General features: G+C 59.8%; 18 protein-coding genes. 16 read left to right on the top strand and 2 right to left on the bottom strand.

What is annotated here, in order from left to right:
- Positions 1–6: 6 nt before the first annotated feature.
- The 10 genes from K328_RS0105600 to K328_RS22680 all read left to right on the top strand — a co-directional run bounded on the left by K328_RS0105600 (position 7) and on the right by K328_RS22680 (position 8446).
- Positions 7–801 carry a segregation and condensation protein A gene (locus K328_RS0105600; RefSeq protein ID WP_028465136.1) on the top strand — a complete coding sequence of 265 codons (795 nt, stop codon included), beginning with the start codon at positions 7–9 and terminating at the stop codon, positions 799–801.
- Positions 798–1457 carry an SMC-Scp complex subunit ScpB gene (gene scpB, locus K328_RS22690; RefSeq protein WP_036553174.1) on the top strand — a complete coding sequence of 220 codons (660 nt, stop codon included), beginning with the start codon at positions 798–800 and terminating at the stop codon, positions 1455–1457. The genes K328_RS0105600 and scpB overlap by 4 nt, the downstream gene beginning before the upstream one ends.
- Positions 1458–1604: 147 nt before the next feature.
- Positions 1605–2678: an ABC transporter ATP-binding protein gene (locus K328_RS0105590; RefSeq protein WP_051284545.1), complete on the top strand. Its 1074-nt coding sequence runs from the start codon at positions 1605–1607 to the stop codon at positions 2676–2678.
- Between the two features lie 115 nt (positions 2679–2793).
- Positions 2794–3033: a twin-arginine translocase TatA/TatE family subunit gene (gene tatA / locus K328_RS0105585; RefSeq protein ID WP_028465134.1), complete on the top strand. Its 240-nt coding sequence runs from the start codon at positions 2794–2796 to the stop codon at positions 3031–3033.
- An 89-nt stretch (positions 3034–3122) separates the two neighbouring features.
- Positions 3123–3581: a Sec-independent protein translocase protein TatB gene (gene tatB / locus K328_RS25635; RefSeq protein ID WP_051284543.1), complete on the top strand. Its 459-nt coding sequence runs from the start codon at positions 3123–3125 to the stop codon at positions 3579–3581.
- Between the two features lie 3 nt (positions 3582–3584).
- Positions 3585–4406, top strand: a complete 822-nt coding sequence (gene tatC / locus K328_RS0105575) for a twin-arginine translocase subunit TatC (RefSeq protein ID WP_028465133.1) — start codon at positions 3585–3587, stop codon at positions 4404–4406.
- A 102-nt stretch (positions 4407–4508) separates the two neighbouring features.
- Entirely contained in the window at positions 4509–5798 is a 1290-nt protein-coding gene (gene serS / locus K328_RS0105570; protein ID WP_028465132.1) for a serine--tRNA ligase, read from the top strand.
- Between the two features lie 14 nt (positions 5799–5812).
- Entirely contained in the window at positions 5813–6610 is a 798-nt protein-coding gene (gene surE / locus K328_RS0105565; RefSeq protein ID WP_028465131.1) for a 5'/3'-nucleotidase SurE, read from the top strand.
- A gap of 6 nt (positions 6611–6616) precedes the next feature.
- A complete protein-coding gene (locus K328_RS0105560; RefSeq protein WP_028465130.1) occupies positions 6617–7261 on the top strand; it encodes a protein-L-isoaspartate(D-aspartate) O-methyltransferase in 645 nt (214 codons plus the stop codon).
- 81 nt (positions 7262–7342) lie between these two features.
- Positions 7343–8446 (top strand): peptidoglycan DD-metalloendopeptidase family protein, encoded by a 1104-nt coding sequence (locus K328_RS22680; protein ID WP_051284541.1) that lies wholly within the window; start codon positions 7343–7345, stop codon positions 8444–8446.
- Positions 8447–8459: 13 nt separating this feature from the next.
- Here the strand turns inward: K328_RS22680 and K328_RS0105550 are convergent, their stop codons facing one another.
- On the bottom strand, positions 8460–9317 hold the full coding sequence (locus K328_RS0105550) for an ATP-binding protein (RefSeq protein WP_028465129.1): 858 nt from the start codon (positions 9315–9317) through the stop codon (positions 8460–8462).
- 290 nt (positions 9318–9607) lie between these two features.
- On the opposite strand from K328_RS0105550, the gene yajC reads away from it, so the two are divergent.
- From yajC to K328_RS25630, 6 genes are all read left to right on the top strand, one after another.
- On the top strand, positions 9608–9958 hold the full coding sequence (gene yajC, locus K328_RS0105545) for a preprotein translocase subunit YajC (protein WP_028465128.1): 351 nt from the start codon (positions 9608–9610) through the stop codon (positions 9956–9958).
- An 87-nt stretch (positions 9959–10045) separates the two neighbouring features.
- Positions 10046–11617, top strand: a complete 1572-nt coding sequence (gene secD / locus K328_RS0105540; protein ID WP_028465127.1) for a protein translocase subunit SecD — start codon at positions 10046–10048, stop codon at positions 11615–11617.
- A gap of 12 nt (positions 11618–11629) precedes the next feature.
- Entirely contained in the window at positions 11630–12598 is a 969-nt protein-coding gene (gene secF / locus K328_RS0105535) for a protein translocase subunit SecF (protein ID WP_028465126.1), read from the top strand.
- Positions 12599–12602: 4 nt separating this feature from the next.
- Positions 12603–12980, top strand: coding sequence for an Mth938-like domain-containing protein (locus K328_RS0105530; RefSeq protein ID WP_028465125.1), 378 nt, complete (start codon positions 12603–12605; stop codon positions 12978–12980).
- A gap of 22 nt (positions 12981–13002) precedes the next feature.
- On the top strand, positions 13003–13923 hold the full coding sequence (locus tag K328_RS22675; protein ID WP_051284539.1) for a phytoene/squalene synthase family protein: 921 nt from the start codon (positions 13003–13005) through the stop codon (positions 13921–13923).
- Entirely contained in the window at positions 13920–14768 is an 849-nt protein-coding gene (locus K328_RS25630; RefSeq protein ID WP_051284537.1) for a phytoene/squalene synthase family protein, read from the top strand. The genes K328_RS22675 and K328_RS25630 overlap by 4 nt, the downstream gene beginning before the upstream one ends.
- A 1-nt stretch (position 14769) precedes the next feature.
- Here the strand turns inward: K328_RS25630 and trmFO are convergent, their stop codons facing one another.
- The gene (gene trmFO, locus K328_RS0105515) at positions 14770–16155 is read right to left on the bottom strand and encodes a methylenetetrahydrofolate--tRNA-(uracil(54)-C(5))-methyltransferase (FADH(2)-oxidizing) TrmFO (RefSeq protein ID WP_028465124.1); all 1386 of its coding nucleotides are present in this window, start codon (positions 16153–16155) and stop codon (positions 14770–14772) included.
- Positions 16156–16295 lie beyond the last annotated feature (140 nt).

Genomic DNA, 16295 nt, shown 5'->3' with positions numbered 1-16295 from the left:
CAGGCAATGAGCGACGGTTTCGAAAGCCCTGTTCCGGAACACCGCCGTAGGCGGGAGCCGGTTCAGCTTTCGCTATTCCTGAATATCGACGGTTTCGAAGGGCCGATCGACGTTCTGCTGCAGCTTGCCAGGGACCAGAAAGTCGATCTCATTCATGTTTCCGTACTGCAGCTCGCGGAACAGTATCTCGGCTTCGTCAATCAAGCCCAGAAGCTCAACCTGGAACTCGCCGCTGATTATCTGGTGATGGCCGCCTGGCTCGCCTATCTGAAATCGCGTCTGCTTCTGCCGCCTGACGAGAAGGAAGAGGAAGAACAGAGCCCTGAGGAGATGGCGGAGGCCCTGCGGTTCCAGCTCATGCGCCTGGAGGCGATGCAGCAGGCCGGGGAGGCGCTGATGTCCCGTCCGCAGTTTGGCGCGGACTTCTTCGCCAGAGGGCAGGGTGAAAGTATTTCCGTCCGCAGGCGCCCGATCTATGACGTGACGCTGTATGAATTGCTGCGCGCCTACGCGGATCACCGGGTGCGCCACGACAGGTTGGCGCTGCGCATTGAGGCAACCCACCTTTATTCCGTCGAGGATGCGGTCCAGCGTCTCAGCCGCGTCCTTGGTGCCGTGCCGGAATGGCAAACCCTGTTTTCTTTCCTGCCGAGCGGGCTGCGCAAAGGCCTCCGTCTGCGCTCCGCCGTTGCCTCGACCTTTGTTGCCTCTCTGCAGCTGGTTAAGGACGGAAAGGCGGAGATCAATCAGGCCGGGACCTTCGCCCCGATCTATTTTCGCTCCCGGGAGGGTGATGCGTGAATTTCGATACACCCGAGAATTCCGGTCCGAGCCGATCCGAACGAATCGTCGAAGCCCTGTTGTTCGCAAGCAAAGACCCGTTGCCGGTCTCCGAAATTGGTGAGCGTCTCCCGGAGGGCGTTTCCGCGGAAAGCATTCTGGAGAAGCTGCAGGCACGTTATGCCACGCGCGGCGTTCATCTGGTACAGATCAAAGATTGTTGGGCCTTCCGGACAGCACCCGATCTGGGAGACTCTCTGCGGGTTGAGATGGCTGTCCGCCGTAAGCTCTCCCGCGCGGCGATCGAAACCCTGTCTATCGTGGCTTATCACGAGCCGGTCACCCGGGCAGATATCGAAGAAATCCGTGGCGTTGCGGTCAGCAAGGGAACGCTCGACGCCTTGCTCGAAGCTGGCTGGATTCAGCCACGCGGCAGGCGCCAGGTACCGGGGCGACCGCTGACCTGGGGGACGACGGAGGCCTTCCTCGATCATTTTGGTCTGACGGCACTGAGCGATCTGCCGGGGCTGGAGGAATTGAAGGCGACGGGAATGCTGGACAAACGGCCGGGTCTGACGTCGATTGCCATGGGCGATGAGGATGGCATTGAGCCGGACGACGGCGATGAAGAAGACGATGGCCAGTTCGATCTTCTAGAGAGTGAGGACGGAGCTTAAGCAAGCTCTTGTACGTATGTGATTGCTTCCGCGCTTGAGCACCCGTGTGCCTTCTGATACCTCCCTGTCTGTGATGACATTGCAAATAAATCGCGTTTCGCTGCGCACAGCATCAATCCCGACCTGTATCAGGAGCGGGAACAGAGGATGACGCCTGTCCTTCGCCTGGAAGGCGTCAGCCATCAGTTCGACGGTATTCGTGTGGTCGATGACCTGACCCTGGGCATCGCTCCGGGCGAAGTATTGTGTCTGCTTGGCCCGTCCGGCTGCGGGAAAACCACGGCGCTGAGGATTGCTGCCGGTCTGGAGCCGCTGCAGACCGGTCGCGTGCTGATGGGTAATGCCGAAGTTGCGGGGCCTGGTCTGCAGACGCCGCCCGAGCAACGCGGAATTGGTCTGGTCTTTCAGGATTACGCGCTGTTCCCGCATCTGAACGTGCTCGACAACGTGGCGTTCGGTCTTTCGGTGTTCACAAAGTCTGTCCGCCGGGAGAAAGCGCTTACCGAATTGCGCCGTGTTGGTATGGACAGCGCTGCGGACAAATTTCCGCATGAGTTGTCTGGTGGTCAGCAGCAGCGTGTCGCGTTGGCTCGGGCTCTCGCTCCAAATCCAAGGATCATTCTGCTGGACGAGCCGTATTCAGGACTGGACAGCGCTCTCCGTGCCCAGGTTCGCGACGATGTCCTGCATCTCCTGAAGGAAAGCGGTGCCGCCACGCTGATGGTCACGCACGATCCCGAGGAAGCCATGTTCATGGCGGATCGGATTGCCGTGATGCGGGATGGCCGGATCGTGCAGGAAGGTTCTCCGCACAGCCTTTACTGCTATCCGAATTCTGCATTCGTTGCAGGGTTCTTCGGGGAGGTGAATGCCTTTACCGGGCCGGTGAAGGATGGCCACGTCGCAACACCGGTTGGCCCGGCCGCCGTGGAGGATATGGCGGAAGGGACACAGGCAACAGTGATCGTACGGCCGGAGGGACTGCGTGTAACCACATTGCAGGCAGGTCAGAGCGATTATGCGGCACTGGTCATGGAGTCGCGCCTGCTAGGACGCAGCAGCCTGGTCCATTTGCACGTTCAGTCCGGCGAGAACGGCAGTACCAAAGAGTGGCATTTCCACTCCCGCATGCCCGGTATATTCCTGCCGGATGCCGGGACGCGGCTGCGGATAGAACTCGACCCGGGGCAAATCTTCGTGTTTCCCGCGCAGGAAGACTAAATTCCTGCGGATTAAAGCCGTGCGGGACATTGCAGAGGACCTATGATCATGCCTATATACGGAAAAAGTCCTACTACGGGACGTAACTAATCTAGACAGACGGGAGCGTTCGCTCATGGGTTTCGGTAGTATCTGGCATTGGCTCGTTGTTTTGCTGGTTGTCGTTGTGCTGTTCGGCGGAAGTGGGAAAATTTCCTCGCTGATGGGCGACTTCGGCAAAGGCCTGCGTAATTTCAAGAAAAGCATCAAGGACGAGGATGGTGATCAGGCATCCGAGGGCGATTCCTCGAAAAGCCTCAATGCCGAACAGTCCGCTGCTGCGCAGCCCAAGGCTGACGAAGCACAAAAAAGCTGACGGACCTCACCTGGTTCTCCGGCCCTTATGCCGGAAATGGACCACGCGCGGGCCGACAGGTTCCGTGGCGTGAATAATGGTATGCGCTGATGTTTGATCTCGGCTGGCAGGAATTTATGCTGATCGCGTTTGTCGCGGTGGTCATTGTCGGCCCCCGCGACCTGCCGCGTGTGGTTCGCTCGGTCAGCACCTATCTCCGAAAGGCGCGCTCTATCGCCCGCGATTTCCAGAACAGTCTGGAAGAAGTCGCCCGTGAGGCCGAGCTCGATGATCTCCGTAAGGAAGCCAAAAACTTCACCAGCGGCGACATCGAGAAGCGTGTCAATGAGTTGGTGGACCCGGGTGGGGACACCAAGAAGGAGATGGAGCGGATCGCCGGTCAAGCGCGGGATGTGGCGTCGTCACGCCCGGTCGAATCGGCGCCGGATGAGATAGAAGCCGAGAGCATACAGGATGCGAAAGCCCCGGGTGCTGCTGAACCGGCCGAGGCTAAACCCTCTGAACCAGACGATAAAAGCGCGCAGAAAAGCGCCGCTGCAGGACAATAATCCATGACTGAGGATGTTGAAGAAAAGCGGATGCCGCTGCTGGACCATCTGGTCGAACTGCGCAGCCGCCTGATCTATTCCTTTGCCGCTTTCATTGTCGCGTTTTTCATCTGCTATGCGTTCGCCGAGCCGATTTTCGCGTTCCTGGTCGAGCCGCTGGCCAGCCTGACCGAGGGCGAGCCCGGCCGGCGGATGATTTATACGGCGCTGCACGAGGCTTTCTTTACCTATTTGAAAGTCGCCTTCTTCGCTGCGGCCTGCCTGGCTTTTCCGATCATCTCGATGCAGCTCTGGAGCTTCATCGCACCTGGTCTCTACAAGGATGAGAAGACGGCATTCCTGCCGTTTCTGATCGCCACGCCGATCCTGTTCACAATCGGCGCGGCCATGGTCTATTACCTGGTCATTCCGCTGGCCTGGCAGTTCTTTCTCGGCTTTGAGCATCCGGGTACGGACGGTTCGCTGCCGCTGGTGCTTGAGCCGAAAGTTGATCAGTACCTTTCGCTGGTCATGCGTCTGATCTTTGCCTTTGGTGTCTGTTTTGAGCTGCCGGTGTTGATCATCCTGCTGGCCAAGGTCGGCATGGTGAGTTCCACCGGTCTCGCCAAGAAGCGGAAATATGCGATTCTCATCGCGTTCGTTGTGGCCGCCATATTGACTCCTCCGGACGTTATCTCCCAGGTCCTGCTCGCCATTCCGGTCGCGATTCTCTACGAGATCTCGATTATCGGCGCGCGCATCATCGAGAAAAAGCGCGGCCAGAAGGTCGATGACGACGATGATGATGAGGACGAAGACGAGACCTCGTCTAGCACCGCCACCTGACCGAGCGGCGCCCCGGCAACGGATCGGGGCCTGCCGCTGGACCCGTCGGGTGGCACTGCCTATAAGATCAAACCGGATTTCCGAACAGAATGGACGTGTGAGATGCACGATATCAGATGGATTCGCGAGGACGGAGCGGCCTTCGACAAGGCCATGGCGCGCCGCGGGTTTGCCCCGCAGGCTGACGCTATCCAGACTCTCGACAAGCAATGGCGCGATACGACAACCGAGCTGCAGAGCCTGCAGCAGCGCCGTAACGAAGCTTCCAAGGAAATTGGCAAGGTGAAGTCCCAGGGCGGCGATGCCGATACCCTGATGAAGGAAGTCGCCGATATCAAGGACCGGATGCAAAGCCTTGAGGAAGAGGGGCGTCTCCTCTCGGAAAAACTGGATACGGTTCTGTCCGGCTTGCCGAATGCCTTGGCAGACGATGTGCCTGACGGCCCGGACGAGAGTGCGAATGTGTTGCTGCGTACGGTCGGAGACGCTCCCCGCACCAACGAAACCTCTCCGGACCATGTCGCCATCGGCGAAGGTCTCGGCATGATGGATTTTGAAACGGCCGCGAAGCTCTCAGGCGCCCGGTTCTCGTTGTTACGCGGTCAGTTTGCCCGTCTTGAACGCGCACTGGCGAGCTACATGCTCGATATCCATACGGGTGAGTTCGGCTATACTGAGGTCTCTCCGCCTTATCTGGTGCGGGATACCGCACTTTACGGCACTGGCCAGCTTCCGAAGTTCGGCGAGGATCTGTTCAAGACCACGGGCGATCACTGGCTGATCCCGACCGCCGAGGTGCCGCTGACCAACATGGTGTCCGGCGAGATTCTGGCGGAGGAGGAACTGCCGCTGCGCTTCACGGCCTACACGCCCTGTTTCCGCTCTGAAGCAGGCTCCGCCGGCCGGGACACGCGCGGCATGATCCGGTTGCACCAGTTCAGCAAGGTCGAGCTTGTTTCCGTCACACATCCAGACAAGTCGATGGAAGAGCACGAGCGCATGACGAGTTGCGCCGAGGAGATGCTGAAGCGTCTCGGGCTTTCATATCGTGTCGTCACGCTCTGTTCGGGTGACACCGGGTTCGGTGCACGCAAGACCTACGATATCGAAGTCTGGCTGCCGGGTCAGGATGACGGTAAGGGCATGTACCGGGAAATCTCCAGCTGTTCCAACTGCGGCGATTTCCAGGCCCGTCGGATGAAGGCCCGTTACCGGCTCGATGGCAGCAAGCAGACCGGATTCGTCCATACCCTGAACGGTTCCGCTCTTGCGGTTGGACGGACTTTGATCGCCGTGCTGGAAAATTATGCTGAAGCTGATGGCTCGGTCAGTATTCCGGAAGTGCTGTGCCCCTACATGGGCGGGTTGGAAAAAATCTCGGCCGCGAGCTGACGGGAGAGCGAATCATGACCTGGCCGCTTGATGTCGGCAACGCCCGGATCCTGATTACGAATGACGACGGCTATTACGCACCGGGGCTTCAGGTCCTGGTGCGGATAGCACGGTCACTATCGGAAGATGTCTGGGTGGTGGCGCCGGAGAGCGAACAGAGCGGGGCAGGGCATTCCCTGACCCTCAGGCGCCCGCTTCAGGCCCGGGAGCATCAACCGAACTGGTTTTCCTTGAACGGCACACCGACGGATTGCGTGCTGCTCGCAGTAAACTCTCTGATGAAAGGGAAGCTCCCGGACATTGTGCTCTCCGGGGTGAACCGGCACGGTAATCTGGCGGACGACTTGACCTATTCCGGCACGGTCTCGGCCGCCATGGAGGCAACTATCCTCGGCGTTCCTGCTGTTGCGTTCAGCCAGGAGCTGATTGACGGCCAACCGGCGGACTGGACCCCGGCGGAGACTTTTGGTCCCAATCTCCTCCGCCGAATTCTGCATGAAGGTTTTCCGGAGAACACACTGTTAAACGTGAATTTTCCTCCGGTTCCGGCAGATCAGGTCAAAGGCATTCATTTAACCTCCCAGGGGCGCCGTAAAAGCGGGGACGATATTATGGAGGTGACGGATCCACGCGGGGCACGGCACTACTGGATTGGACATATGCAGAGCATGAAGCCCTATGCGGAAGGTACTGATCTCGCCGCGATTGATGCAGGTTATATCTCTGTCACACCGGTCAAGATGGACATGACAGACTACGAGACGCTGAAGTCGCTTCATGGTGCCTTTCAACTGGAACATTCAACCGATTGAGCCGCGATGACTCTTGAGGAAAGCAAGATACGTCTGATCATGGAGCTGCGGCGCGAGGGGATCTCCGACAGCGCAGTCCTGGGGGCTATCGAGCGGGTTCCGAGGGAAATCTTCATTCCGGCTCCGATCAAAACATTTGCCTACGACAACAGGGCGCTCCCCATCGGGGCCGGGCAGACCATCAGCCAGCCCTACGTGGTGGCTTACATGACCCAAGCCCTCAACCTCAACGATCGCTGCAAGGTTCTGGAGATCGGCACCGGATCCGGCTACCAGACCGCGGTTCTGGCCCGTTTGGCGCGTCGTATCTACACCATAGAGCGGCATCCCAGCCTGTCGGATGAAGCGAAAGAGCGTTTCGAAGCTCTGGACCTGCATAAAGTGGTGACCCGGGTCGGCGACGGCAGTAAAGGCTGGCCGGAACAGGCACCGTTCGATCGGATACTTGTCACGGCGGCATCGGAAAACGTGCCGGAAATCTTGCTGGAGCAACTGGGCGAGGGCGGTATCATGGTCGTTCCGATCGGCCCGCAGGACGGCACCCAGCATATTCACCGGTTCACCCGGACAGAGGACGGAATTGAGGATGAATGCCTTCTGCCAGTGCGATTCGTGCCTCTGGTCGAGAGCGAAGTGCGGGACAGCGCCTGATTGTCCCAGCGTTCAGCGGCTCTTGGCGCGGGCCTGCGGGCGCCGCTTGAGAAGGCGGTTTGCAAAACCTAAACTCGCCATATGGCAATGACCTTCCCACGCTTTCGAAATTGGGCCGCCCTTCTTGTTGTGGCTGGTCTGCTGGCTGCCTGCGGCGCGGGCGGGCCGCGTCTTGCCTATCGCCCCTCCGGAAAGTTATCGTCTCATCTTGCCATTCCGTCTGGCGGGCTGATCAGTGCCGGTCCGAACGACACGGTCTATGAGATTTCCCGGCGCTACGGTGTGCCGGTGCGGGACATCATCCTCGCGAACCAGCTGCAGCCGCCCTACAAGCTCTATGTGGGGCAGGACCTGCGCCTGCCGGCGCCGAGCAGTTATGTGGTGCGGCAGGGAGACACGGTTTTCTCGATATCCCGGCGATTCAATGTCGACATGCGCACGGTCGTGCAGATGAACGACATCAGACCGCCTTACCAGATCCGGGTCGGGCAGGAGATGCGTTTGCCGTCGCAAGAGATCGCGAAAGGCAGCGCCGTCGCCTCCAACACCAGAACATCGCTCAACGCACGGCAGTTTCCCAAAGGTCCGGGCAGTCGCGGCAACACCACCAGGACCGCATTGCTGTCACCGGGGATCGTTGCCTTGCCGGAGCTTAACCCGCGTAATCCGGCGTCTTCTGAACGGCAAGCAGTTGTTCTGCGGCCTCCGGCACCGAAACCTCGCTCGACCCAGTCTGCATCGGCGCCCGCTCCCAAGGCGAAAACAGGCCTAGAGGTTGCGAAAATACGTCCGCCGCAACGGGCCGGCTCCAAATTCCGCTGGCCGGTCAGGGGACGGGTCATCGCGAATTTCGGGCCGCGCCAGGGCGGACTTCATAATGACGGCATCAATATCGCCGCCCCTCGCGGCGCACCGGTAGCGGCCGCCGACAATGGTGTGGTGGCTTATGCGGGGGACGGGCTTCCCGGATTCGGCAAGCTGTTGTTGCTGAAGCACGCGAACGGCTGGATTACGGCCTACGCGCACAGCGATCGCCTGCTGGTAAAGCGAGGCGAAATCGTCCGGCGGGGCCAGACCATCGCGACGGTCGGTTCAAGCGGCAGCGTGGATCAGCCCCAGCTGCATTTCGAAGTGCGCAGGGAAAAGCGGGCGGTCGATCCGCGCCAGTATCTCGACAGAAGCTGAGCTCTTTAGCCGGTTAGGCCAGCTTCTTGCCGAGATCGCCGGCCAAATCCTGAATGAACTGCCAGGCGACACGACCGGAGCGTGCGCCACGGGTGACCTGCCATTCCTTGGCCTTGGCGCGCAGATCTTCCGCGCTGATCGGCAGGTCATAGGCTGATGCGTAGCCTTCGATCATGGCGAGGAAGGTATCCTGGTCGCAGGCATGGAAGCCGAGCCAGAGGCCGAAGCGATCGGAAAGCGATACCTTCTCCTCAACCGCTTCGCCCGGATTGATCGCCGTAGATTGCTCGTTATCGATCATATCGCGGGCCATCAGGTGACGGCGGTTGGACGTCGCATAAAACAGCACATTGTCCGGCCGGCCTTCGACGCCGCCTTCCAGGACCGCCTTCAGGGACTTGTAGGAATTGTCGGCAAAGTCGAAGGAGAGATCGTCGCAGAAGACAATCAGACGCCGCTCCGTATCCCGTGCCAGATTCAGCAGACGCGGCAGGGTTTCGAGGTCCTCTCGGTGAATTTCAACCAGGGCCAGGATGCCGTTGCGCTTCTCATTGACCTGGGCATGGACGGCCTTGACCAGCGAGCTCTTGCCCATGCCGCGCGAGCCCCAGAGCAGCGCGTTGTTGGCGGGCAGGCCGCGGGCAAACCGGTCGGTGTTCTCGCGCAACTGTTCCAGCTGCGGGCCAACCCCCTTCAGGAGAGAGATATCGACACGGTTGATCTGCCTGACGGGGTCGACCTGTCCTGCTTGTGCATTCCAGACAAAGCCTTCGGCGTCGCCGAGATCGGCAGCCTTTGCGGGCGGCGGTGCGATACGCTCGAGAGCGTCGGCAATACGGGCGAGAATCTCAAGCTCTCGGGCGTCGGACATGTCACTGGACCTTGAAAAGGATAATCATCGTGCTCTGTTCCGGTTGTTAAACCGGAGCGGCGGGAAAGTATCACACGCCGTCTGTCCGTCAATTCCTCGGTCTGTCTTTTCCACCGGCTTTCCGGCCATTGAAAAAGCCCGCCGGACCTTTATAGTCCGCCGTTCCGAGTTTTCGGCGTGTTCCAGTGGAAATCGCTGGCCGAGACGCCTGGGAGCGACTATGTGAGCGAAGCATGCGCGATTACGAAAACGGATCGCGCTGAACTTTGCGTCTGAATTGGGAGAACTTGATGTTCATTTCACCAGCCTATGCCCAAGCGGCTGGCGGCCTCGGCGGCGGCTTCGACGTAATGGCGTTCCTGCCGTTAGTCCTGATTTTCGTTGTCTTCTACTTCCTGCTGATTCGCCCGCAGCAAAAGCGGGTCAAAGAGCACAAGGAAATGCTTTCCAAAGTCCGCCGGAACGATGTTGTCGTCACCAATGGTGGTCTGATCGGTACGGTTACCAAGGTGATCGACGATAAAGACGAGATCCTCGTGGAAATCGCCGAAGGTGTGAAGGTCCGCGTGGCCCGCAGCATGCTCTCCGACGTTCGGGCCAAAACCGAACCCGCGACGGCGGAAGCCACTGACAAAAAGTAAGAGTCCTCGCGGCGCCCTGACGGGCGCCGCTGACACATCCGCTGACCCGTTATGGCGATGGCCCGTTATGGCTAGAGGCACATAAAGATGCTCCAATTTCAGCCTTGGAAAACCGCTCTCGTGGCGCTGGTCTGCGCGTTGGGTGTGCTGTACGCACTACCGAATGTGATCGAGCGCGACCTGACCCAGGATCTTCCCTCCTGGCTTCCCGGAAAGAAGATCAATCTCGGTCTTGATTTGCAGGGCGGCTCACATCTTCTTCTCGAAGTCGATGTGGACGTCGTCGTTGCCGAACGGCTGGAAGCCATTGTCGATCAGACCCGGCGCAATCTGCGCCAGGAGCGGATCGGCTATCGCGGCCTTGGCGTGGCGCGCGACGCGGTTCACTTCACCGTTCGCAATCCGGAAGATCTCGAAAAAGCGCGGAATACTGTCCGCAGGATTGATCCGGAAACAGATACGGAAACCGGTGCCGGGAACACGATCCGGATCACGCTGACAGAGGTTGCAATGCGCGATCTCAAGGCCCGTGCCATCGCTCAGTCGATCGAGATCGTTCGCCGACGCATCGATGAGACCGGTGTGCGCGAGCCGACGATCCAGCGGCAGGGCGACGATCGTATTCTGCTGCAGCTGCCGGGCGTTGACGATCCGGAGCGGATCAAGGCGCTGCTCGGCCAGACGGCTAAACTGACCTTCCGGATGGTCGATGCGACCGCTTCGGTTCAGGACGCGATGCAGGGACGGGTGCCGCCGGGCTCGCAATTGCTTCCGGCAGCCGACGAGCGTCCTGGCGCCCCGAGTAATTACGTTGTGAAGCGACGGGTGATGGTCAGCGGCGAAAATCTCGTCGATGCCCAGCCGAGCTTCCAGGACGGACAGCCGGTCGTCAGCTTCCGCTTCGATACGGTCGGCGGTCGCCGGTTCGGCAAGGCAACAACCGAGAATGTCGGGCGTCCCTTTGCAATCGTGCTGGACGGCAAGGTGATCAGCGCGCCGGTGATCCAGACAGCCATCCTTGGCGGATCGGGGATCATTTCCGGCAGCTTCACCGTGCAGGAAGTCCAGGACCTCTCGCTGCTGCTGCGCGCCGGTGCACTTCCGGCGCCGTTGCAGGTGCTTGAAGAGCGCACTGTCGGTCCGGGACTTGGTGCCGATTCAATTGCTGCCGGCAAGTTTGCCAGTGTCATAGGTCTCTTGCTGGTGATTGTCTTTATGATCGTTGCCTATGGATTCTTCGGCTTGCTGGCGAATGCCGCCCTGTTCTTCAACATGGCTCTCATCGTGGCCGTACTCTCCAGCCTGCAGGCGACCCTGACCCTTCCGGGTATCGCAGGTATTGTCCTGACTGTTGGTATGGCTGTCGATGCAAACGTCCTGATTTTCGAGCGTATTCGTGAGGAAGTCAGGAATGGCCGGACACCCATGGCATCCATCGAGGCGGGCTACCAGCGCGCCTTCCGGACGATCGTCGATGCGAATCTGACGACTCTCTTCGCGGCCCTGTTCCTCTACTTCATGGGGTCGGGTCCGGTGAAGGGCTTCGCTGTGACGCTGGGCATCGGCATTCTGACGTCGCTCTTCACGGCAACGCTGGTCAGCCGCCTTTTCATCGTGCTCTGGATGCGGCGTAGCCGGCCGAGCGAATTGCCGATCTGAGGGAATAGACAGATGTTCAGACCACTTCGCATCGTTCCCCACGGCACCAAGGTGCCGTTCGTTGCCAACCGCTTTAAAGCCTTTGCCTTCTCGGTTGTGCTGATGCTGCTCAGCCTCGGCGCCTTGGCCGTCAACGGGTTGAATTTCGGCATCGATTTCCGCGGCGGCATCCTAATGGAGGTGAAGACCGACGGCCCCTCCGACATTCAGTTTCTCCGGACCGAACTCGGCAAACTCGAACTTGGTGATGTCAGTATCCAAGAGTTCGGGGCCGAGGACGATATTCTGATCCGTATCCAGCGTCAGGACGGATCGGAAGCGGAACAGCTTACCGCCGTCGAAAAAGTGAAAGAGACACTGGGGGAGGGCGTTGAATACCGCCGCACTGAGTTTGTCGGACCGACCGTCGGTGAGGAACTGAAGGAAGCCGGGCTTATCGCGGTCATCTGCGCTCTCGTGGCGATTATGATCTACATCTGGTTTCGCTTCGAATGGCAGTTCGGCATTTGTGCCTTGATCGCGCTTAGCCACGATGTGCTTTCGACCCTCGGGCTATTCGCTCTGAACGGGCATGAATTCAACCTGCCGACGGTCGCTGCGATCCTGACCATCGCTGGTTATTCGATCAACGACACCGTGGTCGTTTTCGATCGCGTGCGGGAAAACTTCCGCAAGTACAAGAAGATGTCGTTCGCAGATCTGTTCAACCTCTCGATCAACGAGACCCTCTCGCGTACGACGATGACCTCGGTCACCACCCTGCTTGCTCTGCTGGCGATCTACTTCTTCGGCGGGGCGGTTCTGGCCGACTTCGCGCTGGCCATGATCTGGGGTGTTATTATCGGCACCTATTCCTCGATCTTCATTGCCGTGCCGTTGCTGCTTTACATGCAGCCGCGTCGGGGCGAGGAAGATGACGCGGACTCCCCGGTCCAGATGCCGGAATACGAGCGGCAGGGAGCTGCCGACAAAAAGGACTGATCCAATGGATGTAACGCCCCTGATCCCTGAAGGTCTTCAGCTTATAGAGACCTATGGCGACGGGGCGTTCCGGATCACCGGCGTCCGCTATCAGGGCGCCGTTTTTGTTTTTCCCAACGAAACACAAGTCTGGCAGCAAGCCAGTGTCGAGGACCTGACCGCAGCCGCTCTCTCGCCGGTGACGGATCGTGAGACGGTCCCCGAGATACTGTTGCTTGGCACAGGCGCGCGCACCGAGTTCATCCTGCCGTCCATCCGCGCGGCGATCCGGGAAAAGGGGCCTGTGGTGGACATCATGGATACAGGAGCCGCTTGCCGGACCTACAATGTATTGCTGGCCGAAGGGCGCCGCGTCGCCGCCGCGCTGCTGCCCGTTGACTAATTCTTACGACGACAATCCGGCAATGGTTGAGGATTTTGCGTTCTGCCGCGAGATAGCCAGGCGGGCCAACGCAAACCTCCTGCATGCCGCGCGATTGCTTCCGGGGCCGCGTCAGGATTTTTTCTTCGCAACCTACGCCGCAATGCGTCTGATCGACGACGCGGTCGATGATGGTTTTCTTTGTCGCCCGTCCGAGGACCGTGAGCACGAGCGCGGCGCCATGCTGGCCGATATCGACAATTGGCAGGGCCAATGTCTTGGCCGAACGGAAGAAGGGCCACTTCCGGCGCAGGTTTACCGTGCCTTGCGGAAGACGGCGCATTGTTCCGACCTTGGCGAGACGCCCTGGACCGGTCTTGCTGACGCTATGCGGCGCGATGTCCGCGAACAGCCGATGCCGGACTGGGAAGATTTCCTAGGCTACGCCGCGGGTGCGACCGTAGCTCCGGCAACGATCTTCATTTATCTCCTCGGTGCGAAGCCGGCGGAAAGAGGTTTTTCCTGGGATTTGCCCGAGCCGCCGGTGCATTACGCTGCCGATCTCGGGATATTCTGCTACCTCGTTCATATCCTCCGCGATCTGGCCAAAGATGCGGAGCGGTCGGAGCGGCTGGTGACCGTCCCTGATTGTCTAATCGAAAATGCCGGATTGCAGAAGACCGGCCTCACGGACGCGATTCGGTCGCGTGACCCGCGTGTTGGCTCTTTGGCAGCGGATCTTCGGCAGCGGGCATCCTCTCATCTTGAAGCCGGGCGCGTCGCTTTAAGGGCTCTGAAGCCACTCATAGGTCGGCGTGAACAGTTGGCTCTGTCCGGGCTGATCGGTATTTACGAGACGCTCTTCGACCGTTTTTCAGCAGACTATTTCACGGGGATGGCCGACGCGCCGGCTCTCGAGGTGGCGCTCCGCAAGAAACTGCTGCCCTCGCAAGCCCCGTCATGACCCCTCAGCCTCCCACACTCTCGGCGCCAGCTGCACTGGTCCGCCGGCATGATCTGGACCGTTTTCGGTTTGGCCTCTTTGCGCCTGCGCGGCATCGCGAGGCAGTCTTCACGCTTTTCGCCTTCAATCATGAGGTGGCGAAGACTCGTGAAAGCGTGAGCGAAACAATGATCGGCGCGATCAGGCTGCAATGGTGGCGCGACAGTATCGAGGGAATATATGCCGGAACACCGCGCCAGCATGAGGTGATCGAGCCGCTTGCAGCCTGCATCGCAGCCTACGGGTTGCCGCGTGCGCCATTCGACGCGTTGATCAACGCCCGGGAGCGGGATCTCGAAGATCGCCCGATGGACGACCTTGCGGAAATGGAAGGCTATCTCCGGGCCACAACGCTTCCACTGGTTACGCTTGTTGCGGAAATACTGGCGCCCGGCGGGAGTCGGGATCTGGACGGTCTTGCCGAGATCGCCGCCGGACATGCCCTGGTCGGGAAATTACGCGCGTCTGCTTTCGATGAAGCGGTCCGGCGCCCGTTTTTGCCGAGACCAGTTCTTGAAGCGCATGGCGGGGAAAGTCGCGGTTTTGCGGAGCTGAAGGCAGGCGAGGGCGCTCGTAAAGCCGTGAAACAGATGGCAGAGCATGCGAAAACTCTCATCGAACGGGGATTGGCGCGCACACCTAAGCATTCGCACCTTGCGCCGTTGCTGCTGCCAGCCCGCCAGGCACGCGCACGGATCCGGCTGCTGGCCAAGCTGGACTACGATCCATTCAGACCAGAGTTTGCCGACCATGATCCGCTTGATGTTTGGCGCTTTTGGCTGGCGCGGCTGATCCGGCGGTATTGAGTTACTCCGCAGCGGCAGCCTTGTTGCCCGACAGCCATTCATCGATATCGCGCAGGGCGCGTCCGGCCATGGCAGCCTTGCGGTCACGACCTTTCAGCTTTCGCTTCTTTCCATTCGCGGTGATTTCCGGCTCGATCGTCGGGAACAGCCCGAAATTGACGTTCATCGGCTGGAAGGTTTCAACGTCGGCATCGCCGGTGATATGGGCGAGTAATGCACCGAGCGCTGTGGTTCGCGGCGGCAGGGACAGCTCGGTATTCAGACGCTCGGCGGCAGCGAATCGCCCGGCGAGCATGCCGATGGCCGCACTTTCGATATAGCCTTCGACACCGGTGATCTGTCCGGCGAAACGCAAGCGTGGCATGGCTTTCATGCGCAGCGTGTCGTCCAGCAGCAGCGGCGAATTGATGAAGGTATTGCGATGAATACCGCCGAGCCGGGCAAACTCGGCCTTTTCCAGTCCCGGAATGCTTCGGAAGACCTCGGTTTGCGGACCATACTTCATCTTGGTCTGAAACCCGACCATATTGTAGAGCGTGCCTAGGGCATTATCCTGACGCAGCTGGACCACGGCATGCGCCCTGGTTCCTGTGCGCGGATCGGTGAGGCCGACCGGCTTCATCGGGCCGAAGCGCAGAGTTTCGGACCCGCGCTCTGCCATCACCTCAATGGGCATGCAGCCTTCGAAATAGGGGGTGTCTTTCTCCCACTCGCGGAATTCCATTTTCTCCGCATCGAGCAGAGCTTGGATGAATGCCTCGTATTGGGCTTCGTCCATAGGGCAGTTGATGTAGTCCTTGCCGTCTCCGCCGGGGCCGACCTTATCATAACGTGACTGGAACCAGGCCTTGTCGAAATCGATGCTTTCCTTGTGCACGATCGGCGCAATTGCATCGAAGAAGGCGAGGGAGTCCTGTCCGGTCAGTTTCGCCACGGCTTCGGAAAGCGCGGGCGAGGTGAGCGGGCCCGTCGCGACGATCACGGAATCCCAGTCTTCCGGCGGCAGACCGTCGATCTCGCCGCGCTCGACCGTAATCATCGGATGCCCGGTAAGGGCCTCTTCTACGGCTGCCGAGAAATGGTCCCGGTCGACCGCGAGAGCGGATCCTGCAGGTACCTTGTGAGCGTCAGCCGCGGTCATGATCACGGAGCCGACCCGGCGCATCTCCTCATGCAGAACGCCCACGGCGTTGCCTTCCGCATCGTCCGAGCGAAAGGAATTGGAGCAGACGAGCTCGGCGAGCCCGTCGGTCTGGTGCGCATCGGTCGAGCGATCCGGGCGCATTTCATGCAGCACAACCGGAACGCCGGCCTCTGCCAGTTGCCAGGCCGATTCGGATCCGGCAAGACCGCCGCCGATGACGTGAACCGGGCGCATGTTATCCATGGAACTTCCAATATTCTGGCTGCAGGTGGCAATCGGCAGACAGATAGACCTTAAAAGCGCCAACATCAACGCGGCACAGCAGAGATGCACCTGCGTTAACCCTGTTTTTATTACTTTTCTGCATCATATTGCCCATACGA

It is taken from the genome of Nisaea denitrificans DSM 18348 (assembly GCF_000426505.1).
In the GTDB taxonomy this organism is placed as follows: Bacteria; Pseudomonadota; Alphaproteobacteria; order Thalassobaculales; family Thalassobaculaceae; genus Nisaea; species Nisaea denitrificans.
This window is presented reverse-complemented; position numbering and strand designations above follow the sequence as displayed.